The sequence below is a fragment of the Rhodococcus sp. WMMA185 genome, assembly GCF_001767395.1.
Lineage (GTDB): Bacteria > Actinomycetota > Actinomycetes > Mycobacteriales > Mycobacteriaceae > Rhodococcus_F.
Genome location: NZ_CP017014.1, coordinates 3,183,531 through 3,206,222, shown reverse-complemented (window position 1 = coordinate 3,206,222; position 22,692 = coordinate 3,183,531). Strand labels below are relative to the sequence as shown.

21 protein-coding genes are annotated in these 22,692 nt (G+C 64.3%); 15 read left to right on the top strand and 6 right to left on the bottom strand.

Annotation, left to right across the window (positions count from 1 at the left end; genetic code table 11):
• The first annotated feature begins 29 nt into the window (after positions 1-29).
• Both BFN03_RS14410 and BFN03_RS14405 read left to right on the top strand, forming a co-directional pair.
• Complete coding sequence (locus tag BFN03_RS14410) at positions 30-848, top strand: ABC transporter ATP-binding protein (RefSeq protein ID WP_232320541.1); 819 nt, start codon at positions 30-32, stop codon at positions 846-848.
• A complete protein-coding gene (locus tag BFN03_RS14405) occupies positions 808-1,623 on the top strand; it encodes an ABC transporter permease (RefSeq protein ID WP_070379572.1) in 816 nt (271 codons plus the stop codon). Before BFN03_RS14410 ends, BFN03_RS14405 begins: the two co-directional genes overlap by 41 nt.
• 6 nt (positions 1,624-1,629) lie before the next feature.
• On the opposite strand, the gene BFN03_RS14400 is transcribed toward BFN03_RS14405, so the two are convergent.
• Positions 1,630-2,661, bottom strand: coding sequence for a D-2-hydroxyacid dehydrogenase (locus tag BFN03_RS14400; protein WP_070379571.1), 1,032 nt, complete (start codon positions 2,659-2,661; stop codon positions 1,630-1,632).
• 40 nt (positions 2,662-2,701) lie between these two features.
• Complete coding sequence (locus BFN03_RS14395) at positions 2,702-4,165, bottom strand: MDR family MFS transporter (protein ID WP_070379570.1); 1,464 nt, start codon at positions 4,163-4,165, stop codon at positions 2,702-2,704.
• 129 nt (positions 4,166-4,294) lie between these two features.
• Here BFN03_RS14395 and BFN03_RS14390 point away from each other — a divergent pair, with 129 nt between their 5' ends.
• A complete protein-coding gene (locus BFN03_RS14390; protein ID WP_070379569.1) occupies positions 4,295-5,179 on the top strand; it encodes a phosphoribosylaminoimidazolesuccinocarboxamide synthase in 885 nt (294 codons plus the stop codon).
• 3 nt (positions 5,180-5,182) lie between these two features.
• Positions 5,183-7,309 (top strand): S9 family peptidase, encoded by a 2,127-nt coding sequence (locus tag BFN03_RS14385; RefSeq protein ID WP_070379568.1) that lies wholly within the window; start codon positions 5,183-5,185, stop codon positions 7,307-7,309.
• Between the two features lie 102 nt (positions 7,310-7,411).
• Here BFN03_RS14385 and BFN03_RS20455 read toward each other — a convergent pair whose 3' ends face one another.
• From BFN03_RS20455 to BFN03_RS14370, 3 genes are all read right to left on the bottom strand, one after another.
• Positions 7,412-7,588 carry a hypothetical protein gene (locus BFN03_RS20455; protein WP_157109618.1) on the bottom strand — a complete coding sequence of 59 codons (177 nt, stop codon included), beginning with the start codon at positions 7,586-7,588 and terminating at the stop codon, positions 7,412-7,414.
• A gap of 141 nt (positions 7,589-7,729) precedes the next feature.
• The gene (locus BFN03_RS14375) at positions 7,730-8,419 is read right to left on the bottom strand and encodes a response regulator (RefSeq protein ID WP_070379566.1); all 690 of its coding nucleotides are present in this window, start codon (positions 8,417-8,419) and stop codon (positions 7,730-7,732) included.
• Positions 8,416-9,978, bottom strand: coding sequence for a sensor histidine kinase (locus tag BFN03_RS14370; RefSeq protein WP_070380943.1), 1,563 nt, complete (start codon positions 9,976-9,978; stop codon positions 8,416-8,418). Before BFN03_RS14370 ends, BFN03_RS14375 begins: the two co-directional genes overlap by 4 nt.
• A gap of 158 nt (positions 9,979-10,136) precedes the next feature.
• On the opposite strand from BFN03_RS14370, the gene BFN03_RS14365 reads away from it, so the two are divergent.
• The 3 genes from BFN03_RS14365 to BFN03_RS14355 all read left to right on the top strand — a co-directional run bounded on the left by BFN03_RS14365 (position 10,137) and on the right by BFN03_RS14355 (position 12,900).
• Positions 10,137-11,522 carry a cation:dicarboxylate symporter family transporter gene (locus BFN03_RS14365; protein ID WP_070379565.1) on the top strand — a complete coding sequence of 462 codons (1,386 nt, stop codon included), beginning with the start codon at positions 10,137-10,139 and terminating at the stop codon, positions 11,520-11,522.
• Positions 11,523-11,618: 96 nt separating this feature from the next.
• Entirely contained in the window at positions 11,619-12,113 is a 495-nt protein-coding gene (locus BFN03_RS14360; protein ID WP_070379564.1) for a glutathione peroxidase, read from the top strand.
• Positions 12,114-12,195: 82 nt separating this feature from the next.
• On the top strand, positions 12,196-12,900 hold the full coding sequence (locus BFN03_RS14355) for a DUF2334 domain-containing protein (RefSeq protein WP_070379563.1): 705 nt from the start codon (positions 12,196-12,198) through the stop codon (positions 12,898-12,900).
• A 17-nt stretch (positions 12,901-12,917) separates the two neighbouring features.
• On the opposite strand, the gene BFN03_RS14350 is transcribed toward BFN03_RS14355, so the two are convergent.
• Entirely contained in the window at positions 12,918-13,565 is a 648-nt protein-coding gene (locus BFN03_RS14350; RefSeq protein ID WP_070379562.1) for an MBL fold metallo-hydrolase, read from the bottom strand.
• A gap of 131 nt (positions 13,566-13,696) precedes the next feature.
• Here BFN03_RS14350 and purS point away from each other — a divergent pair, with 131 nt between their 5' ends.
• From purS to BFN03_RS14310, 8 genes are all read left to right on the top strand, one after another.
• Positions 13,697-13,936, top strand: coding sequence for a phosphoribosylformylglycinamidine synthase subunit PurS (gene purS, locus BFN03_RS14345; protein WP_070380942.1), 240 nt, complete (start codon positions 13,697-13,699; stop codon positions 13,934-13,936).
• The gene (gene purQ / locus BFN03_RS14340) at positions 13,933-14,610 is read left to right on the top strand and encodes a phosphoribosylformylglycinamidine synthase subunit PurQ (protein ID WP_070379561.1); all 678 of its coding nucleotides are present in this window, start codon (positions 13,933-13,935) and stop codon (positions 14,608-14,610) included. Before purS ends, purQ begins: the two co-directional genes overlap by 4 nt.
• 61 nt (positions 14,611-14,671) lie before the next feature.
• Complete coding sequence (locus BFN03_RS14335; protein ID WP_070379560.1) at positions 14,672-15,025, top strand: VOC family protein; 354 nt, start codon at positions 14,672-14,674, stop codon at positions 15,023-15,025.
• Between the two features lie 28 nt (positions 15,026-15,053).
• On the top strand, positions 15,054-16,337 hold the full coding sequence (locus BFN03_RS14330; RefSeq protein WP_084385790.1) for a M18 family aminopeptidase: 1,284 nt from the start codon (positions 15,054-15,056) through the stop codon (positions 16,335-16,337).
• A gap of 163 nt (positions 16,338-16,500) precedes the next feature.
• Positions 16,501-17,856 (top strand): DUF4185 domain-containing protein, encoded by a 1,356-nt coding sequence (locus tag BFN03_RS14325; protein ID WP_442971849.1) that lies wholly within the window; start codon positions 16,501-16,503, stop codon positions 17,854-17,856.
• Between the two features lie 119 nt (positions 17,857-17,975).
• On the top strand, positions 17,976-20,252 hold the full coding sequence (gene purL / locus BFN03_RS14320) for a phosphoribosylformylglycinamidine synthase subunit PurL (protein ID WP_070379558.1): 2,277 nt from the start codon (positions 17,976-17,978) through the stop codon (positions 20,250-20,252).
• A 3-nt stretch (positions 20,253-20,255) separates the two neighbouring features.
• Complete coding sequence (locus BFN03_RS14315; protein ID WP_070379557.1) at positions 20,256-22,025, top strand: alpha/beta hydrolase; 1,770 nt, start codon at positions 20,256-20,258, stop codon at positions 22,023-22,025.
• Positions 22,022-22,690, top strand: a complete 669-nt coding sequence (locus tag BFN03_RS14310) for a CPBP family intramembrane glutamic endopeptidase (RefSeq protein WP_070379556.1) — start codon at positions 22,022-22,024, stop codon at positions 22,688-22,690. The genes BFN03_RS14315 and BFN03_RS14310 overlap by 4 nt, the downstream gene beginning before the upstream one ends.
• The last annotated feature ends 2 nt before the right edge of the window (positions 22,691-22,692 follow it).

Below are 22,692 nucleotides of genomic sequence, written 5' to 3'. Positions count from 1 at the left end.
AGAGCCAGGACAATCGGTCACTCCAGTTGATGCACTCGGGTTCACCTCAGGACGCACTGTCGTTGTCGAACGTGACCTACCGCTTCGGCGACTTCACGGCGGTGAAGAATCTGAGCCTCGAGATAGAAGCGGGGGAGTGCTTCGGGCTCCTCGGTCCCAACGGGGCGGGAAAGACGACGACAATCAGGCTGCTGGCTACTCTGCTTCCGTTGCAGGATGGTCAGGTGCGCGTCTTCGGGAAAGACTTGCGTACACAGTCTATGGCGGTACGCCGGCTACTCGGGTATGTGCCGCAACAGTTGTCGATCGAAGGAGCCCTGACTGCCCGCGAGAATGTCTCGTGGTTCGCGCGCCTGTACGACGTGCCTCGATCGGAGCGGCGAAGCCGGGTGAACGAGGTGCTCGAGATGGTCGACCTCGGCGACGTCGCCGACCGGCTCGCGTCCAGTTTCTCGGGCGGCATGGTCCGGCGACTCGAGCTCGCGCAGGCGTTGGTCAATCGGCCGTCACTGCTGGTTCTCGACGAACCGACGGTCGGGCTCGACCCGGTAGCGCGGGACTCGGTGTGGGCCCGGGTCACCGACATGCAGGACCAGTACCGGGCAACGGTGTTGCTCACCACTCACTACATGGAAGAAGCCGAGGCGCTGTGTGATCGCGTTGCGCTGATGCACCGAGGAGAGTTGCGGGCCCTGGGTTCGCCGGCCGGACTCGTAGCCGAACTCGGAGCGGATTCGACGCTCGAAGACGTCTTCCGCCACTTCACCGGCGACAGCCTCACCGAAGACGAGAAGGGAGGGCTCCGCAATGTCCGTATCGCCCGCAACGTCGCGCACCGTCTGGGTTGACGCATCGACCCGAAGTGCGCGCATGCTCTCACGTATCGCCACGTTCTGCCTGGTCGAGCTGCAGAGGCTTCGCCATGACCGATCGGAGCTGACGACCCGAACGATTCAGCCGATCCTCTGGCTCGTCATCTTCGGTGAAACCTTCAGCCGCATCCGTGCCATTCCAACCGGCGACGTGCCGTATCTCGACTACCTCGCGCCGGGAATCATCGCCCAGTCAGGCCTTTTCATCGCCATCTTCTACGGCATCCAGATCATCTGGGAGCGGGACACAGGGGTGCTGACCAAGCTTCTCGTGACCCCCACCCCCCGAGCCGCGCTGGTGACGGGCAAAGCCTTCGCGGCAGGCATCCGTGCGGTGTCGCAGGCCGTTGTCGTCGTGATCGTGGCAGCTCTGCTCGGGGTCGGTATGACATGGGATCCGCTACGTCTGCTGGCGGTCGTCGTCGCCGTTGTTCTGGGTGCCGCGTTCTTCGCCTGCCTGTCGGTTGCCATCGCAGGGGTGGTGCTCAAGCGCGACCGGCTGCTGGGAGTCGGGCAGGCCATCACCATGCCGTTGTTCTTCGCGTCGAACGCGCTGTACCCGGTGGACGTCATGCCCGGCTGGCTGCAGGTGGTCAGCCACCTGAACCCGATGACCTATGAAGTGAATGCCCTGCGGGGTCTCCTGATCGGTCAGCCCACCAACTACTGGCTGGACTTCGGCGTGCTCATGGTGGCCGCGGTGCTCGGTATCGCGGTCGCGTCTGCCTTGCTGGGCAGGCTGTCGCGGTAGGTCTGTTCAATACCCGGCGTCGAAGTCGAACTCGTTGATCAGCCTGTCGCCGGACAGGTGCCGCTCGAGATTCGCGATGAACAGATCGACGATCTTCGCGTTCTCCGACGGTACGTTCGCGGCACTGTGCGGGCTCAGGATGACGTTTTGGGCAGTCCACAGCGGCGAATCGTCGTCGAGCGGTTCGGTGGAGGTGACGTCGAGGACCGCACCGCCGAGCCGCCCGGACGACAGTCCGTCCGCGAGAGCATCCTCGTCGATGATCGGCCCTCGGCCGAGATTCACGACCACTGCTCCGTGAGGCAGGGCGTCGAGTTGCCGGCGCCCGATCAGCCCGCGAGTCGACCCGGTGAGCGCGCAGGAGACGACGAGGATATCGGCATGGGGTAGATGTTCTGGGAACTGATCTATGGTCGTCATGATGTCGAAGGGAGCGCTGTCGGTGCGTGGGTTGCGTGCGACTCCGGTAGATGTGACCGAGAAGTGACGGAGCAGTTCCGCTGTGCGAGTGCCGATCTTCCCGGGGCCGAGAATAACTGCATGGCTTCCCGCGAGTTCCGGAGCGCTCTGCTTGCGCCAGGTTCGGTTCTGCCGATCGTTGATCAAGTGGGGTAATCCCCGTGTGAAGTGCAGGATGCCGGCAAGAGCGAATTCCGCGAGTGGATCGGCGTGGACTCCAGAGGCTGTTGTCACGGTCAGCGGCGCATATGACAATCCGAAGCGTTCGATCGTCTCTCCTACGCCAGCGGATGTCGCTTGAACCCATTCCAGCTTCGGCGACTGTTCGAGCGTCCGGTCAGGGTGGCGCCAGTCGAAGTCGAACATCACTTCGGCGGTTTGCAGCATCGATGTCCATCGGTCGTGCTCGGCTACAGTCAGTTCGCGCGGCACTCCGACGTGATCGCTGCGCCATCGAGGGCGGGGAAGCAATTCGGGCGCATAAGTCACCCGCACCCGCGAGTCGCAGCGGGCAATTTTCTCGACCAGAGCCGGCTCGAGGTATGAGGCCACGAGCACGTCGACCCGGTTGTTCGGCACAGTTGTCCTCCAATGTCACTCCAAGTGAATGCGAATCCTGTCAGCGCGGACCTCTCGACACCGGACCTCTCGACACCGGCGCGCGCGGCGCCGAGTCGGGGTTCGGGGCGAACTTCGGCATGGCCGCAGAGGCGAGAACGAGCATGACCGCGGCGACGACAAGGGCCAGGAACACCAAATGCAGGGCCTCTGCCAGTGCGGTGGGAGCGGGGTTGTCGGCGCCGCCGAGCCTGGTGTTGACAAGCGCACCGAACAGCGCCACCCCCAAAGCGCTGCCGATGGACCGCCCGAACATATTGGTGGAGGTCACGACACCTCGTTCCGACCACCCGACGCTCGACTGCGCGGCGATGAGGGTGGGGCTGGCCACGAGACCGATCCCACAGCCGATGACGAAGCAGAAGATCGCGGCCTGCCACACGGCTGAGTGAAGGGACAGGGTCGCGGTGAGCCCTGCGCCGATCACGACGATCAGGCTTCCCGCAGTGGCAGTCAAGCGGAAGCCGTATCGCAGGTACACGCGTCCGGCCTGCCCGGAGACAAGGGGCCAGCCGATCGTCAGTGTGGCGAGTGCGAATCCGGCGACCACCGCACTTGTCCCGAACACTCCTTGAGCGAAGGTGGGGATGTAAGTGGTCAGGCCCAGGACGATTGCGCCGAGGAGAAGCGAGACGAGCGTGCTTGCTGCGAGGACGCGCCTGGTGAGCACCCACAGCGGTAGTACCGGCTCACGAGCCCGGCGTTCCACCAGCGCGAAGACGATCAGGAGTCCGCCGCCCGCGGTGAAGATCCCGAGGCTGATCGGCGAACCCCACGCCCATTCGTGTCCGCCCGAGAGCAGCCCCAGGATGAGCAGCGTGGTGCCTGCGGCCAGGATGCCCGCACCGGCGTAATCGATCGACCTGTCCACCCGTTCCCGCTTCTCGTGGAAGTTGCGGATCAACATCGCGGCCGCGAGCAGGCAAATCGGAATATTGACGAAGAAGATCCACCGCCACGACAGGTACTCGGAGAACAGTCCGCCAACGGTGGGACCGATCACCGACGCAATCCCCCAGACGCTCGACAGATAGGCCTGGGCCTTCGGGCGCTCGGTGGTTGTGTAGATGTCCCCCGCGATGGTGAGGCTCATCGGTTGCAGGGCCCCACCGCCCAGGCCCTGCAGTGCTCGGAACGCGATCAAGGCGGGCATGCTCCACGCAAGCCCGCACAGCATGGAACCCACGCTGAATAGAGCGATGCCGATCAGCATCATCGGTTTCCGGCCGAAGATGTCTGCCAATTTGCCGTAGACCGGCACCGATATGGCCTGCGTCAGCAGATAGATCGAGAACAGCCATGGGAACTGCGCGAATCCACCGAGGTCTCCCGCGATGATGTACACCGAGGTCGAGATGATCGTTGTATCGAGCGCAACCAGCGCCATCGCGAGCATCAGTGAAGCGAGGATCAGGCCGCGTTCAGAACGGAACCCCACGTCAGCCTTGGCTGTAACAGTTCGCATGGCGCTCCCGTCACATCGCGTACCTCACAGAACTCGATTCCAAGGCTAACTAAATTTGCGTCTGCGGTATTCCTGCGCAGATCGGTGCCCGTCCCGGCACAGCCGGTTCGGGCTATAGGCTGGTGTACCGTGCGCCCCTCACTCGATTCATACCCGCATCTGACAGGTGGAAAGGTCCGCGACCTCTACACGATCGACGACGAGCACCTCCTGTTGGTTGCGAGCGATCGAATCTCCGCATACGACCACGTCCTCAGTACGCCTATCCCGGACAAGGGTCGGGTGCTCACCGCGATGAGCGTCCTCTTCTTCGGCATCCTCGGCGGCAACAACCATCTGGCCGGGGAGCCCGACGACAGTCGGATCCCCGAGTCCGTTCTCGGCCGCGCATTGGTCGTCCGGAAACTGGACATGATTCCGATCGAGTGTGTCGCCCGCGGATACCTCACCGGGTCCGGGTTGATCGACTACCTGGAATCCGGCGCGGTGTGTGGCGTCGAATTGCCCGAAGGTCTGGTCGAGGCCAGCCAGCTCCCGGATCCGATCTTCACCCCTGCCAGCAAGGCAGATGTCGGTGCCCACGACGAGAACATCACCTTCGCCGCAGTTGTCGACAAGGTGGGGCAAGATCTGGCCGTCAAGCTGCGTGACGACACTCTCGACGTCTATGGCCGTGCCTCGAACTTCGCCGCCGACCGAGGCATCATTCTCGCCGACACCAAGCTCGAGTTCGGCCTGGACCAGGAGGGCAATCTGGTGCTGGCCGACGAGGTACTCACCCCCGACTCTTCTCGGTACTGGCCGGCCGAAGGGTACGAGGCCGGCAGGGTTCAGCCGAGCTTCGACAAGCAGTTCGTGCGCAACTGGCTCACCAGCCCGGAATCCGGCTGGGACCGCGCCTCGGACAGTCCCCCGCCGCCCCTGCCTACCGAGATCGTGGAGGCGACACGTGCCCGCTACATCGAGGCTTACGAGCGGATTTCGGGAATGTCGTTCGACGAGTGGGTGGGCTGAGGCATGACGGCCCACGGATCGAAGCTAGCCCCTCCCGTCGCAAAGACTGTTCCCATTGAACGCGTCCATCACGGGCACACCTTCATCGACGAGTACGAATGGTTGCGGGACAAGGATAATCCCGAAGTAATCGCCTATCTCGAGGCGGAGAACGCGTACACCGAGCAGGAGACCGCCCACCTGGAAGCGATGCGGGATCAGATCTTCCAGGAGATCAAGTCGCGGACGCTGGAAACCGACATGTCGGTGCCCACTCGGAGGGGCGACTGGTGGTACTTCGCCCGCACGATCGAGGGCAAGCAGTACGGAGTGCAGTGCAGGGCTCCGATCGCCAATTCTGACGACTGGACTCCACCTGAGTTGACTCCGGGTGTCGACCTCCCGGGTGAGCAGGTCCTGCTCGACGGCAACGAAGAGGCGAAGGGCCACGACTTCTTCTCCCTCGGCGCCTTCGCGATCAGCCATGACGGCACGCTGCTCGCATACTCCGTGGACGTGGTCGGCGACGAGCGCTACACACTGCGCTTCAAGAACCTCGAAACCGGTGAACTCCTGGCCGACGAGATCACCGGTACCGCTCCCGGGGTCACCTGGGCCATCGACCACAATCACGTCTTCTATCTGACCGTCGACGAGTCATGGCGTCCGGACACCGTGTGGCGGCATGCGCTCGGCACTGACCGGAGTCACGACGTCTCCGTGTTCCACGAACCGGACGAGCGGTTCTGGGTTTCGGTGGGGTCCACTCGAAGCGAGAAGTACCTCATGATCTGGGTGGGTTCGAAGATCACCACTGAAGGCTGGGTGCTCGAATCAGCCAACCCCGAGGGCGAATTCCGTGTGTTGTTGCCCCGCCGCCAGGGCGTCGAATACGTGGTCGAGCACGCGGTGGTCGCGGAGGAAGATCGCTTCCTGATCCTGCACAACGGCTCGATCGAGGGAGAGAAGGCGGAGAACTTTGTACTGACCGAGGCACCGGTCTCCGACCCGACATCGCAGACGACGCTCATCGCACACAGGTCTGATGTCCGGTTGGAAGAGGTCGATGCCTTCTCCGATCACCTCGTGCTCAGTTACCGACGTGAAGCATTGACCCGACTCGCCATCTGGCCGCTCACCGCAGACGGCTACGGCGAACTGAGGGAGATCGAATTCGACGAGGAACTGTTCAGCGTCGGGATCGGTGCCAATCCCGAATGGCGACAGCCCACACTGCGGATGGGGTTCACGTCATTCATCACCCCGGGCCAGGTGTACGACTACGTGCCCGCGACGGGTGAACTCGCGCTGCGAAAGTCCCAGCCGGTCCTCGGTGACTTCGATGCGAACAATTATGAGCAGCAACGCGATTGGGCAGTTGCAGAAGATGGGACCAGAATCCCGCTGTCGATCGTTCGGAGGAAGTCGACAGGTACCGACACGCCCGCTCCGGTGCTCCTCTACGGGTACGGCTCCTATGAGGCCAGCATGGACCCCGCCTTCTCTGTCGCGCGACTGTCACTGCTGGACCGCGGCGTGGTGTTCGTTGTCGCTCACGTGCGTGGCGGCGGCGAGATGGGCAGGCACTGGTACGAGAACGGCAAGACGCTCACGAAGAAGAACACTTTCACCGACTTCGTTTCGTGTGCAAGACATTTGATTGATACCGGCCACACCACGGCGCGGCAGATGATTGCCGACGGTGGCAGTGCCGGTGGCCTGCTGGTGGGTGCGGTGGCGAATCTGGCTCCCGAACTGTTCGCAGGGATCCTCGCCAACGTGCCGTTCGTCGACCCGCTCACCTCGATTCTGGACCCGTCTCTGCCGCTGACTGTCATCGAGTGGGACGAGTGGGGAAATCCCTTGGAGCACCCCGAGGTATACGAGTACATGCGCTCGTACAGCCCCTACGAGAACGTCGAGGCCAAGAGGTATCCCGCAATACTCGCGATCACCAGCCTCAACGACACCAGGGTGCTCTATGTGGAGCCGGCAAAGTGGGTCGCCAAGTTGCGCGCCACCAAGATTGGTGACGCACCGCTGCTCCTCAAGACCGAAATGAGTGCCGGGCACGGCGGTGTCAGCGGACGCTACGAGAAATGGAAGGAAGTAGCGTTCGAGTTCGCCTGGGTGCTGGACAGGATCACCTGACGCGGTGTCGAGCGCTCCCGCGCCGAAGGTTTGACATCGGCTTGGATGGGCGCTACAGCACCGTGCGGCTTCCGCTCGAGATAGCTTGACGTCTCAACGGTTTCAGATGCAGAAGCCGACGAAGAGCGATCCCAAAGGCACCCCGAGACAGATCGCAAGTGAGCCCACGGCCGGGGTGGCCTCCGCGGCCGAGGCCGTGGGGGTGGCAAGAGTGCTGAACGACAGGGCCATTGCGATTGCGGCGAATGAGGTGGCTATTTTCCTGGACATTGCAGACATTGCGAAGATCCTTGTCGGTGTGAATTCGAGCCATCGGTGACTCCCTTTCAATCGAACACCGATGTGACACCGATCACAACCCCTGCGTATGATTCTCTACGACGGGGAAATTCCGTACTATCGCTAGCCGGCGTGCGGACGTCAGCGCATCGTGTATCGGATCTGCGGCCTGCCCGCGCGGCCATACTCGGTGTGCCGGACGAGGACGCCGGCGTCGGCGAGACGTTCCAGATATCGCCAGGCGGTGACCCGAGAAACCCCGATCGCAGCGGCTGTCTCGGCCGCGGTCATTGGTCCGTCCGCATCCCGGATGCATGCCGACACGTGGTCGAGAGTCTGTGGTGCTACACCTTTGGGCGACACCGCGCGTTCGTCGGAAGTGCGGAGGGCGGAAATCGCTCGGTCGATATCGTGTTGGCTCAGCGCGTTGCCACCAGTAGGCAGCGCGTTGCGAAATTCTCGGTAGCGTTCGAGCTTGTCGCGAAACGCCGTGAATGTGAACGGTTTCAGCAGATACAGCGCGACTCCCCGCGCCACAGCGGTCCGGACGATCTCGAGGTCACGGGCCGAGGTTACGGCGATGACGTCGGGGCTGGGCCGCATTCCGCTCAGTGTGGCTGCGACGTCGAGTCCACTGGCGTCCGGCAATCCGATGTCGAGGAGGACGAGGTCGATGGGATCGTCGCCGACACTCGCGGCCGCGACCGTGCGAATGGCCGCTCTTGCGTCGTGGACGACCGAATGCACCGAAAACCCCGGTACTCGTTCGATATAGGCGCGATGTGCTTGGGCGATCAGTGGTTCGTCTTCGACGATCATCACCCGGATCACAATGTCGCTCCCTCGACGGGAATCTCGACCACGACCATCGATCCGAGCGACGGTTCGGTGCGGAGGGTTCCGTTGTGCCGGGCCACCACCTGGGCAACGAGTGCCAGTCCCAGCCCGCGTGGACCGGACTTGGTGGAATAGCCCCGCACGGCATACTTGTCGAGTTCGCCGACGGGAATTCCGGGGCCGCTGTCCGCTACCTGCACGACCAGCATCGAGTTCTCCTCTCGAACACTCACTTCCACCCAGGCGTCAGATCCGGGAGAGTTCGTACTGCCGGCAGCGTCGATCGCGTTGTCGACGAGATTTCCTACCAGCGTGACGAGTTCACGGGCGCTGAGCCGGGTCACCGGCCCGAGGGCGGTGTCGTCCGTGACGGTCAGATCGACGCCGCGTTCGGCGGCTACGCCCACTTTGCCGAGCAGGAGTGCGGCGAGCGCGGGTTCGTGCACCGCAGTCATCAGACGGTCGATCAGAACCTGCGACAACCGCAGATCCTCGGTCGCGAACGCGATGGCGTCCTCGTAGCGGCCCAGTTCGACCATCGTGATGATCGTGTGTAGTCGGTTGGCGGATTCGTGAGCTTGCGACCGGAGCGATTCGGCGAATCCGCGTACCGAATCGAGTTCACCCATGATGCTTTGCAGTTCGGTGCGGTCACGCAATGTCAGCACGGTACCGACGCGGTGTCCGTTCCGTTCTACCGGTTCCCGGCTGACCAGAAGCACACGGTCGGCGGTCAGATGTGTTTCGTCCCGAGAGTCACCTTCCTGCTGGTGCCGCAGCGAAGCAGGGAGAGCGGAGACCGGTACCCTGCCTTCGGGGAGGTCGAGCAGCCTGCGAGCCTCGTCGTTTACGACTTCGGCTTCAGCGGAATCGCCGGTGTCGCGGCCGAGTACCACCAGGCCCTCACCGATCGAATGCAGGACGGCGTCGTGGTGCTCGTACATGCGGCGCAGTTCGTCGGGTGCCATGCCCAGGGTCTGACGGCGCAGGCGTCGGCTCAGAACGAAGGCTCCGAACGCTGATATCACCAGCCCGATCGCGGCGACGGAGAAGATGGTCGGCAGGCTGTCGGTCAGCTGGTGGCCGATCCTCTCGCGGGTGACTCCCGCGGAGACGAGGCCGACGATCCGCCCGTCGTCGAAGACTGGCGCAACCGTTCGGACGGACGGCCCGAGCGAGCCGGCGTACGTCTCGGTGAATGTCTCTCCGGCGAGGGCTCGTTCGGTGTTTCCGGAGAAGATTCCGCCGATCATCTCGGGATTGGTGTGCGTATATCGAACGCCTTCAGGCGTCATCACCACGATGAAATCGATGCCCGTGGCGAGACGGATCAGCTCTGTCTCGGGCTGCAGGACCGCAGTCGGATCGGGGGTCTGCAGGGCTTCGACGGTGCCGTTCGACAGCGCGAGCGTCGTGGCGACGGCGGTCACCGCGCGCTCAGCGGATTCGTCGTTCTCGTGGCGCTGGTCTATGACGGCAAGTGCCGTCCCCACCCCGATGACCAGTACCAATACGACAAGTTGCAGGAGGAAGAGCTGCCCGGCCACGCTAATGGGCCGTCTAGCCGGATGGTTGGGCACTGCAGTTCTCCTGAACGAAATGAACACAAACTTCTCGAGCCGAGCGATCGGCTGCAAGATTCCCCGAGACGTGATCGCGGTCACCACCCGGCTCACCGATCAGCTTGCCATTCGAACTGGAGGAGGACTCTATGAGAAGTGCCACGGGGACTGCGAAGAGACACGACAGAACCCACTGGTTGTACATCGGGGTCATTGTTGCCGTCATCGCCGGCATCCTCGTCGGCTGGCTAGCGCCGGGGGCAGGCAAGTCGGTCGGCGTGCTCGGCACGATGTTCGTGGATCTGATCAAGATGATGATCAGCCCGGTGATCTTCTGCACGATCGTGCTGGGTGTCGGCTCGGTGAAGGCTGCAGCCAAGGTCGGGAAGGTCGGCGGGCTCGCGCTCACGTACTTCATCGGTATGTCCACCGTTGCTCTCGGCATCGGGCTGCTGGTGGGAAACCTGCTTCAGCCCGGTTCCGGGCTGAGCATCAGCGCCGATGCCGCCGGATCCGGCGCGCAACTAGCCGAGAAGGCTCACGGCGCCGGTGGCACCATCGATTTCATCTCGTCGATCATCCCGACCTCGCTGCTGTCTTCGCTGACGGCAGGGAGCGTCCTTCAGACACTGTTCGTCGCCTTGCTCGTCGGCTTCGGTGTGCAGGCAATGGGGAAGCAGGGTGAACCGATCCTGCGGGGTGTCGGCCATGCCCAGAAGCTCGTGTTCAAGATCCTGTCGATGATCCTGTGGCTGGCGCCGATCGGTGCCTTCGGTGCGATCGCCAACGTGGTCGGACAGACCGGCCTTTCCGCCGTGGTCCAGCTCGCGACCCTGATGCTCGGTTTCTACTTGACTTGCCTGATCTTCGTCTTCGGAGTGCTCGGAGCGGTCCTGCGCGCCGTAGCGGGCGTCTCGATCTTCAAACTGGTGAAGTACCTGGCCCGCGAATACCTACTGATCTTCGCCACGTCTTCGTCCGAGTCGGCCCTGCCCCGGCTGATCGCGAAGATGGAGCACATCGGCGTCGAGCGCACCACTGTCGGGGTTGTCGTTCCCACCGGCTACTCGTTCAATCTCGACGGCACCGCGATCTACCTGACGATGGCGTCGATCTTCATCGCGGACGCGATGGGGCAGCCGCTGCAGTTCACAGAACAGCTCTCGTTGTTGGTGTTCATGATCATCGCGTCCAAGGGTGCCGCCGGAGTCACGGGTGCCGGTCTTGCCACGCTCGCGGGAGGGCTACAGAGCCACCGACCCGAACTACTCGACGGCGTTGGCCTCATCGTCGGTATCGACCGGTTCATGTCCGAGGCCCGTGCAGTCACGAACTTCTCCGGCAACGCTGTTGCCACCCTTCTCGTCGGCTCGTGGACCGACACTGTAGACACCGCGCGTGTGCGTACCGTCCTGGACGGCAAGCTGCCGTTCGACGAGGCGACGATGGTCGACGACGGACACGGTGAGGTCGTCGATCAGCACGCGGTCGAGCTACCTGCCAGCAGCGAGCAGCGCGTGCTCGCGAAGGTGTGACAACGCGACCGGGGTAAACCTCTGCGCGCCCGATTGATTCGACGCTCCGGGCGTGCAGAGGTTCCGCGCAGAGGTTCGTTGGCTACGTTGGTTCTCATGACGACCCCACTCCAGGTAATAGGCATCAACACGCTCGGCGGAACCCCGACCTCGCTCGGCGAGTATGGCGGCCGTGCCGTGCTCGTGGTGAACGTCGCATCGAAGTGCGGACTCACACCTCAGTACAAGGGCCTCGAGAAGCTGGCCACCGACTACGCCGACCGAGGATTGACCGTCGTCGGAGTGCCGTGCAACCAGTTCATGGGGCAGGAACCCGGCACTCCGGAAGAGATCGCGACCTTCTGCTCCACCAGTTACGGGGTCACGTTCCCGCTGCTCGAAAAGATCGAGGTCAATGGCGAGAATCGGCATCCGCTGTACGTCGAGCTGACAAAGGCAACGGACAGCGAGGGTGCGGCGGGAGACATTCAGTGGAACTTCGAGAAGTTCCTCGTCGCTCCCGACGGCACGGTCGTCAACCGGTTCCGTCCCCGTACCGAACCCGATGCTCCGGAGGTCATCGCCGCGATCGAGGCCGTTTTGCCGCGATAGATGGCCGACCGCCGAGCAGAATTTGCCGCGGCGACCATCTGGGTTGGGTCCTCGTTCACGTCGTTCTGTGAGAGTTGGGAACATGACCGGGCAGCTGATCGTGTCGGTGTCAGGTATCAGGAATGAGACTTGTTCGTTCGCGGCGTCGATGGCCGAGGAGTTGGACTCGCGCGGCGTGCCGCTGTCGCTGCTGGTTGCCCCGCGCATGAAGGACAAGTATCGGCTGGTGAAGGACCTCGCGACCCAGAATTGGCTTCGTGAGCGCAGGTCTGCCGGTGACGCCGTTCTCTTGCACGGGTACGACCAGGCCGCAACGAAGCGTCGGCGGGCCGAGTTCGCGGTGCTGCCCGAGCACGAGGCACGGCTGCGTCTGCTCGCGGCGGATCGCGTGATGGAGCAGGTCGGTCTGCGCACGCGGCTGTTCGCTCCGCCGCGCTGGGTGGCTTCGCCGGGCGCGGTCTCGGCACTACCGTCCGTGGGGTTCAGGTTGCTGGCCGACACGACAGCCATCCACGACCTCACGCGCGGGATGACTGTGCGATCGCGCGTGCTGAGGATCAGTGGCGGATCGCGTGCCGAACCGTGGTGGTGTAGGGCGCTCGTGCTCGCGGCGGGCCGGACCGCCCGGCGCGGTGGGGTGGTGCGCGTCGCGATCACCGCCAAGCAGTTGGATTCCTCCGGTCCTCGGCAGGCCCTGCTCGATGCCGTCGACCTCGCCCTCCACCACGGTGCGCAGCCGACGGTGTATCGGTGGCAGCCGCGAAACCCCGGGGTCGGCGCGGCATGAGTTGCGGCCGCCCGAGATCAGGCGACCTCGATGCTCGACTCCTCGGGCATGGTGCGGAAGTCGGTCCCGTCCGCTGCCATGTCTGAGAAGCGGGCGTAGAAGATTCCCGTGGCCTCGTCGGCGATGATGGCTTGATGAATGGGCACCGCCACTCGGGGTGCGACGGCGCGCAGGTAGTCGATGGTCTCGGACATCTTCATCCACGGAGCCGCTGCGGGCAGGGCGAGCACATCGACCCTCTGTTCGGGGACGAATAGCGAGTCGCCCGGGTGCATCAGCTGAGCGGGGTTGGCGGCGTCTCCGAGCAGGAATGCCGTGTTGTCGATCACCGGGATGTCGGGGTGGATCACAGCGTGTGTCCCTCCGGTTCCGGTGACATGCACGTTGCCGACGTCGAATTCATCGCCGGCATGCACTCCCTGCCACTTGCCGCCGAGCTGGGCCGCGGTCTGTGGGTCCGAGAACAGCGCTGCCCCGGGGTTCGCCTCGATGAGTGCGGGTAGCCGTTCCTGGTCGACGTGATCGGCGTGTTGGTGCGTCACAAGGATCGCATCCAGGCCGGTGATGCCTTCGAATCCGTGAGAGAAATTACCGGGATCGATGAGAATGGTCGATCCGTTCAACTCGACGAGAACACAACTGTGGCCGAAGTGAGTCAGTCTCATGCATTCGAGTATGCGCCTGCATGCATGCCTCGTCCCGCTCGTCCGATGAGGAGTGCAGTCAGCGAGCCCGGTAAACTTCCGGGTGCCCGGTGCTCCGCTCTGGGCTCGCGTTCAACTACCGAGGAGAGCACGTGGCGCGTGTCGTCGTCGAAGTCATGCCCAAGGCCGAGATTCTCGACCCTCAGGGCCAGGCCATTGCTGGAGCGCTGCCCCGGCTCGGCTTCGCTGGAGTGTCCGACGTCCGTCAGGGCAAGAGATTCGAGCTCGAGGTCGACGGCAGCGTCGATGATGCTCAGCTCGAGAAGATCGCCGAGGCACTGTTGGCCAACACGGTGATCGAGGACTGGACCGTCAGGCGCGTCGAGGCATGAGCGCCCGCGTCGGAGTAATCACATTCCCCGGCACGCTCGACGACGTCGACGCCGCACGCGCGGTGAACCTCGCAGGCGGTGAGGCCGTGAGCCTCTGGCACGGCGATGCCGACCTCAGGGCCGTCGACGCCGTTGTCGTGCCCGGTGGCTTCTCCTACGGTGACTACTTGCGTGCGGGCGCGATCGCCCGCTTCGCTCCCGTAATGGGCAAGGTGGTCCAGGCGGCGAAGGGTGGTATGCCAATCCTGGGCATCTGCAACGGGTTTCAGATTCTGTGTGAAGCCGGTTTGCTGCCCGGTGCCCTTACTCGCAACGAGGGCCTGCACTTCATCTGCCGGGACGAGTGGCTGAAGGTGGAGACGACCTCCACGGCGTGGACCTCTCGCTACGAGCAGGGCGCCGAGATCCTCATCCCACTCAAGTCGGGTGAGGGTCGCTACCAGGCATCGCAGTCCGTACTTGACGAACTCGAGGGGGAAGGCCGCGTGGTGTTCCGCTACGCCGGCGACAACCCGAATGGTTCCCAGCGCGGTATTGCAGGAATCTCATCGGCCGACGGACGCGTCGTCGGGCTGATGCCGCACCCGGAACACGCAACCGAGCCGCTCACCGGTCCCAGCGATGACGGGCTCGGCATGTTCTACTCCGTTCTCGACAGCGTGATCACCGCCTGATCGGCGCGGGTGGACCGCAATTCGGCGGACACATGTCGGTGGTCACCTCTACGGTGCAGGCATGGCAATCACACTCGGCATGATCACCTTCGATACAACGGATCCCAAGCCTCTCGCGGCCTGGTGGGCCAAGCAGATGGCGGGGAAGGTAGAGCAGGAGAACGACGGCTGGTTCTGCGTCGTCAGTCTTCCTGAATCCCCGCAGAAACTTGCCTTCCAGAAGGTCGACAACCCCACACCCGGGAAGAACCGCGTCCATCTCGATCTCGGGTCCGACGACCTCGACGGCGAAGTGGCCAGGATGACCTCGGATGGCGCCACCCTGGTCGATCAGCACGAGATGAACGGTTTCCGCTGGGTCACGCTCGCCGATCCGGCAGGCAACCAGTTCTGCATCGCGGGTCCGGAGGCGTAGGCAGCCCTGTGGAGGCATGATTGTCGCCATGCCTTCCACAACATGGGCTGACGCCCAGGGACTGTGTACCTTCGTCGACGCGTCACCGTCGCCGTTCCATGTGTGTGCGACGGTGTCGATGTCGCTCGCAGGCAACGGTTTCACCGAGCTGCGTGAGACGGATTCTTGGCCTGCGGAACCCGGACGCTACTTCCTGGTGCGCGGCGGATCGCTCATCGCGTGGAGCACCGACCAGGTTGGCCGTACTGCACCGTTCCGAATCGTTGGCGGGCATACCGACAGCCCGAACCTGCGCGTCAAGCAGCATCCGGACCTGACGTCGGCCGGGTGGCAGATGGTGGGCCTCGAACCGTACGGTGGCGCCTGGCTCAACTCGTGGCTCGACCGCGATTTGGGTATCTCGGGCCGGCTCAGCGTACGGGCCGGGAACAGGGTGGAACAGAAGCTGGTCCGCATAGACGAGCCGATCCTGCGGGTGCCGCAATTGGCCATCCACCTCTCCGAGGATCGCAAGGGCGTTCAGCTCGACCCGCAGCGCCATCTCAACGCGGTGTGGGGCGTCGGGACCGAGCGGCGATCATTCATCGACTTCGTGGCCGGTGAGGCGGAGGTTTCCCCAGACTCGGTGCTCGGGTGGGAACTGATGACCCACGACCTCGCACCGAGCGCCTTGGTGGGAGCCGAGCAGGACTTGGTGAGCGCTCCGAGGCTCGACAACCAGGGCACCTGCTACGCGGGAACCCTGGCATTGCTGGCAGCGGCCGAGAATCCGGGCACCCATGTTCCGGTACTCGCACTGTTCGACCACGAAGAAGTGGGCAGTATGTCGGATCGTGGGGCGTTCTCGGATCTGCTGAATACCGTCCTCGAGCGGATCGTCCTCGGTCGTGGCGGCGGCCGAGAAGAGTTTCTGCAGACCATGGCCGGGTCGGTGTGTGCGTCAGGAGACATGGCGCACGCGACACACCCCAACTACCCCGAACGACATGAGCCTGCCCACCAGATTGCCGTCAACGGGGGTCCGGTACTCAAGGTCAACCAGAACCTGCGGTACGCCACCGACGCGGCCGGGGCGGGCGCGTTCGCGCTCGCCTGCGACCAGGCGGGGGTGCCCCTGCAGCGGTACGTGCACCGGGCGGATCTGCCGTGCGGATCCACCATCGGCCCGATCACGGCCTCGCGGACGGGACTGTCCACCGTCGACGTCGGCGCCGCCCAACTGGGCATGCACTCCTCGCGAGAATTCATGGGCGCCCGTGACGTACGGGCGTATTCCGATGCGCTGGGTGCCTTCCTGACGCCGACGGGCTAGCATCTCCGCCCGTCGGCGACGCGGCTCGACCGGCAACGGTCGAGAAGCTATTTACGGTTGATAACAATTGTCACAACAACCACTCCAGTAACACTTTGCTGGTGTTGGCTGAGCCTTGCTCCCTTCCGTGTCTGCAGTCTCGAATCCCGAAAGGACCTTGTCGGTGCATCCTGTGAAGTGGTCTTGGCCGGTGACGTTGTCTGCGACCGTGGTCGCACTCTTGCTCTCGACGTCAGCGGTCGCGGCGGCCCCGGCTCTGGGGGGACCGTGTGGTCAGGGAGGATCGGGAAGTTCCAGCGGCAGCTTCGGTTCCAGCGGCAGCAGCGGTAGCAGCGGTTCCAGCGGTAGCCTCCGCGTGCTGGCAGCGGCCATGCCCTGGATCATCGGCCCGCCCGACGGCGGCGTCCCGCAGCTGACCGGTAGGACCGAGGCGATCGAGATGGTCACCGGTCCGGGCAGCCCGAACGACACCATCAAACGCTTCAACGTCTCAGGCACCGACTTGGGCATCATGTGGGACAACGGCATAGTCGGAGAAGACAACCACGTGCTGATGGCCTTCGGTGACACCGTCGGCGACTGCGATGCCCCCGGAGACGATTGGCGCAGCAACGTGCTGTTCCGCAGTTCTGACAAGACCCTGTCCAATGGCATGCGCATCGACAGTTCACCGCTGGACGGGGCCAACAACTCGAAGGAGATCATCCCGGGCTTCGCGGACGGCCTGCCGGTGGAGTTCACGACCATTCCCACCGCAGGCATCGCGGTGGACGGCGTGCAGTACGTCCGATTCATGTCGGTGCGGGCCTGGGGCGAGCCGGGATACTGGACCACCAACTATTCGGCCATCGCGTCCTCGATCGACAACGGCGAGAACTGGGTTTTGGAGCCCGCGACCATCCGCACCAACATCGAGGGCATCGACATCCCCGGATTGCCGGCAGTTACCCCCGGCAACTCGCAGTTCCAGCAGAGCGCCTTCGTTCAAGGTGAGGACGGCTATGTCTACGAGTTCGGTACTTCGTCCGGCCGTCAGGGGAGCGCGTTGCTTGCTCGGGTTCCCGGTCCGCAGATCCTCGACCTGAACGCCTACGAGTACTGGGACGGCGAAGATTGGACCACCGACCTCAAGTTCGCGGTGCCGGTGATCGAATCGCCGGTCAGCGAGCTGGGTGTCCAGTGGAACGACTATCTGGGCAAGTACGTGGCGATGTACACCGACGTCACCAACTCGCTCGTGATCCGGCAGGCCGACAACCTCGAGGGGCCGTGGAGCGGGACCGACACCATCCTGAGCGGGCAGCTGGTGCCCTCGCTCTACGGCGGCTTCATGCATCCGTGGTCGAGCGGGCAGAACCTATATTTCGTGGCCACCACCTGGGACCGCTACAACGTGCTCTACATGCGTACCGACCTCGACGGCCTGCAGAAGCCATCGACCGACAAGGTCAACCGGCCGGACCCCGCGACCACCGGAGAAGCGAAGCTTCTGACGATCGACTATCCGGACGAAGAGTGACCCGCCGACGTCGTCGCGGCCGGTCGGTGCGGGAACTGGCCGCCGGATAGACTGGCGAACGGCATGTCGCCGCCAGGGCGTGCCGTTTCGACTCCCGCAGGAAAGGGACTCCACCTCCAGTGTCAGCACACCAGGTCGATACCGTCAGCGCCGCAGCCGCGACTGATGACGTCGCGCAGCCGTTCAAGGAACTCGGCCTCAAGGACGACGAGTACGCCCGCATCAAGGAGATCCTCGGTCGTCGACCCACCGACGCCGAACTCGCGATGTATTCGGTGATGTGGAGTGAGCACTGCTCCTACAAGTCGTCCAAGGTGCACCTGAGGTACTTCGGTGAGACCACGACCGACGAGATGCGCTCGTCGATGCTCGCCGGGATCGGTGAGAACGCGGGCGTGGTCGACATCGGTGACGGCTGGGCGGTGACCTTCAAGGTGGAGAGCCACAACCACCCGTCGTACGTCGAGCCCTACCAGGGTGCGGCCACGGGTGTCGGCGGCATCGTCCGGGACATCATGGCCATGGGTGCACGCCCGATAGCGGTCATGGATCAGCTGCGCTTCGGTGCCGCGGACGCCCCCGACACTCGTCGAGTCGTCGACGGTGTGGTCCGCGGAATCGGCGGCTACGGCAACTCTCTCGGACTGCCCAACGTCGGCGGTGAGACGGTGTTCGACGAGTCCTACGCGGGCAACCCACTGGTCAACGCGCTGTGCGCCGGCGCGATGCGGGTCGAGGATCTGCACCTGGCCTTCGCGTCGGGAGCGGGCAACAAGATCATCCTGTTCGGTGCCCGCACCGGTCTCGACGGAATCGGCGGTGTTTCCGTCCTTGCCTCCGAAACGTTCGACGAGTCGCAGGGGCGCAAGAAACTCCCAGCCGTGCAGGTCGGTGATCCGTTCACCGAGAAAGTCCTCATCGAATGCTGCCTCGATCTGTACTCGGCCAAGCTCGTGGTCGGTATCCAGGACCTCGGCGGCGCCGGACTGTCCTGCGCCACGTCCGAGTTGGCGGCTGCCGGTGACGGTGGCATGCACATCAACCTCGAGCAGGTTCCGATGCGTGCCACAGGCGTGACTCCCGCCGAGGTCCTCTCGAGCGAGTCGCAGGAGCGCATGTGCGCCGTCGTCACCCCCGAGAACGTCGACGCGTTCATGGAGGTCTGCAAGAAGTGGGACGTCCTTGCGACCGTCATCGGCGAGGTCACCGACGGAGATCGCCTGACCATCTCCTGGCACGGCGAGACCGTCGTAGATGTCCCGCCGCGCACCGTCGCCCACGAGGGCCCGGTGTACGAGCGGCCGGTCCAGCGGCCCGAGAGCCAGGACGACCTGGTTGCGAACACCACCGCGAGCCTGAAGCGCCCCGAGTCTGCCGCCGAGTTGAAGGCAACTCTGCTGAAGATGCTCGCCTCGCCCGCGCTGTGTAGCCGCAAATGGATCACCGAGCAATACGACCGCTACGTGCGCGGTAACACGGTCTTGGCCGAGAACGCCGACTCCGGTGTGATTCGCGTCGACGAAAAGACCGGTCGCGGAATCGCGCTCGCGACCGATGCGTCCGGTCGCTACACCGCTCTCGATCCCTACGCGGGCGCGCAACTCGCGCTCGCGGAGGCGTTCCGCAATGTCGCGGTCACCGGGGCCACCCCCAAAGCCGTCAGCAACTGCCTCAACTTCGGTTCCCCGGAGGATCCGGGCGTGATGTGGCAGTTCCAGCAGGCCGTCCGCGGTCTGGCAGACGGCTGCGCGAAGCTAGGTATCCCGGTCACCGGCGGCAACGTCAGTTTCTACAACCAGACCGGATCGACCGCGATCCTGCCCACCCCGGTGGTGGCAGTACTCGGGGTCATCGACGACGTGCACCGGCGCATCCCCACCGGCCTCGGACTCGAACCCGGCGAGACGCTGATCCTGCTCGGCGACACCCACGACGAGTTCGACGGGTCGATTTGGTCGCAGGTAGAGCACGGGCATCTTGGTGGGGTCCCGCCGAAGGTCGACCTCGAGCGCGAGCAGCTGCTGGCCGACATCCTCGTTGCCGCTTCCCGCGACGGCTTGGTGTCCGCTGCGCACGACCTCGCCGAGGGAGGACTCGCGCAGGCGGTCGTCGAGGCAGCTCTCGCCGGTGAAACCGGTTGCCGCATACTGCTTCCCGACGGCGCGGATCCGTTTGTCACGTTGTTCTCGGAGTCGTCGGGCCGCGCGCTCGTCGCAGTTCCGCGAACCGAGGAATCCCGCTTCACCGGGATGTGCACGGCGCGTGGTCTTCCGTGGGTGCGCATCGGAGTGGTCGACGAAGGGTCGGATTCTGTCGAGGTCCAAGGGCAATTCTCGGTGACGCTGGCGGAACTGCGCGAGACCTTCGAAGGAACTCTGCCGGCATTGTTCGGGTGATGAATGGTCGATTCTGGGGCACTGGAGAAGACTGATGCCGAGCGGCGGGGGCGCTCGCGTCTGGTAGATCCTGCGGTCCTCAGGGGTCCCCGCCTCGACCGGATGTGGCGATTCCTTCGCCTCGACTTCACGGGCATCGCCTTTGCGACCCTGTTCTTCTGCTGGTCGCTGACGCCATCGCTGCTGCCCCGCGACTGGTTGTTCCAGGGTCTGATCGGCGGCATCAACGCGGCTATCGGGTACACGGTCGGAGCGGTGATCGGCTGGGTTGTGCGCCGATACCTCCTTCGGCGGCGATCCTGGTGGCCGCCACCGGAACCGTGGGCGACTGGGCTGAAGGTCATCGTTGTCCTCGCCTGTGGGATCGCGACCATTGTGATGCTTGCCTACTCCGCGGCCTGGCAACGGGAACTCGCCGCGCTGATGGGCGCCGAGAGGACCACGACCACCGGGTACATCCGCACCGGGGGTCTGAGCTTGCTTGTGGGTGGCGCGATCGTCGCGGTATGGCGACTGTTGCGTGAACTGGTTCGGTGGATCGCGGCATGGCTCATCCGACGCTGGCGTCTCACGATCCCGATGGCTACCACGGTGGGCATTCTGATCGTGACCGTGTTGTTCTTCCTCCTCGTCGACGGCGTCCTCAAGCGAGGCGTCTACTCGGCTACCAACGCGGCATTCAGCCTCCAGAACTCTTCGACCAGGAACGGTGCCGAACAACCGCTCGATTCGGCACGGTCGGGCAGCCCCGAGTCGTACGCACCTTGGGACACACTCGGTTACGAGGGCCGGAACTTCGTGTCCCGTGGTCTCGATGCCGACGAACTCACCGCGGTGAACGGTGCACCCGCGAAGGATCCGATTCGTGTCTACGCCGGCCTCGATACGGCCGAGGACGCCGAAAAGCGAATGGACATCGTCATCGACGAACTCGAGCGCACCGGGGCATTCGACCGGGAGGTTCTCGTCGTCATCCCGACCACCGGTACCGGCTGGGTCAATCCGACTGCGGCCCAGGCGATCGAGTTGGTGCACAACGGCGACACCGCGCTGGTGGCGAGCCAGTACTCGTTCCTGCCGAGTTGGATCTCTTTCCTTGCCGACCGCGAGAAGGCCGAAGAGGCGGGGAAGATGCTGATCGACCGGGTGCACGAACGCTGGTTGCTCGAGCCCGAGGCCACCCGGCCCAAATTGATGGTCTACGGCGAGAGTTTGGGCACCCAAGCGGGGGAGGGGGCCTTCAGCACTCTGGCCGATATCCGGCAGACCGTCGACGGCGTGCTGTGGGTGGGGCCTCCCAACGGGAACCGGTTGTGGGGGGAACTGGTTCGGAACAGGGATCCGGGAAGCACGGAGATCGAACCCGTGTACGGGGGAGGTCTGGTGGTGCGGTTCGCCGACAACCGGGCAGACATGCTGGAGAACGCCGAGCAATGGAGTTCGCCACGCATCCTGTACGTTCAGTTCCCGTCCGACCCTGTGGTGTGGTGGTCGCCGGACCTCGCGTTCACCCGGCCTGACTGGCTGACCGAACCGCCCGGCCAGGATCGTTCACCGTCCATGAAATGGTTTCCGTTCGTGACGTTTTGGCAGGTGTCGGCCGATCTCACCAATGCGGCTGGTGTGCCGGACGGTCACGGTCACAACTACGGGACGCTCGTCCTCGACGGTTGGATCGCCGTCGCGCAACCGGAGGGATGGACCGCCCTCGACACCGAACGGGTCCGGTCGGCTCTCGAATCCATCGCCGGGACAGAGGGTCCGGAGAAGTGAGCAGATTCGGCTCGGTTGTGAGTGCGGCGCTGACAATCGTGTGGAACAACGCGGTACTTCCGAGATCGGGTCTTGATGCGACCGGGCGCGCTGCGGCCGGTGGCGCGTTCGGTCTTGCGGCGGTGGCGTCCGCACGCGCGGCAGGGTATCGCGTCGACGAACTCGGGCTGTCCGCTTCGAAGGTGCCGGCTGGGCTGAGATACGGCGCCGCTGCTTCGGCAGTCCCGCTTGCCGGATATGTGGTTGCGCTGAGCGTTCCGGCGCTGAGGAAGCGGATTCCGCAGAGGCGGACCTCCCCAGATCTCGCCGGTTGGGTGGGTTTCCGGATACCGGTGGGAACCGTGATCCACGAGGAACTGGTGTTCCGCAGCGCCTTGCGGGCGATGCTCGGCCGGGCTTGGCCGGCGCGGACGGCCCGCGTCCTGCACGCGACGACGTTCGGGTTGTGGCACGTTCGTGCGGCCCGGATCGCGGGCGACTCGATCGTCGCGACACTGCTGTTCACCGGTCTCTCAGCGTGGGCGTTCGATTGGCTGCGCCGGCGCAGCGGAAGTGTCGTAGCTCCCGGTCTGCTGCACCTTTCGGTCAACGTCGGGGGCGCGATCGCATCCGAAGTGGCACGCTGCGCCGCAGCCGAAGTGGTACAGGCGCGCCCAGTAGATTGAGC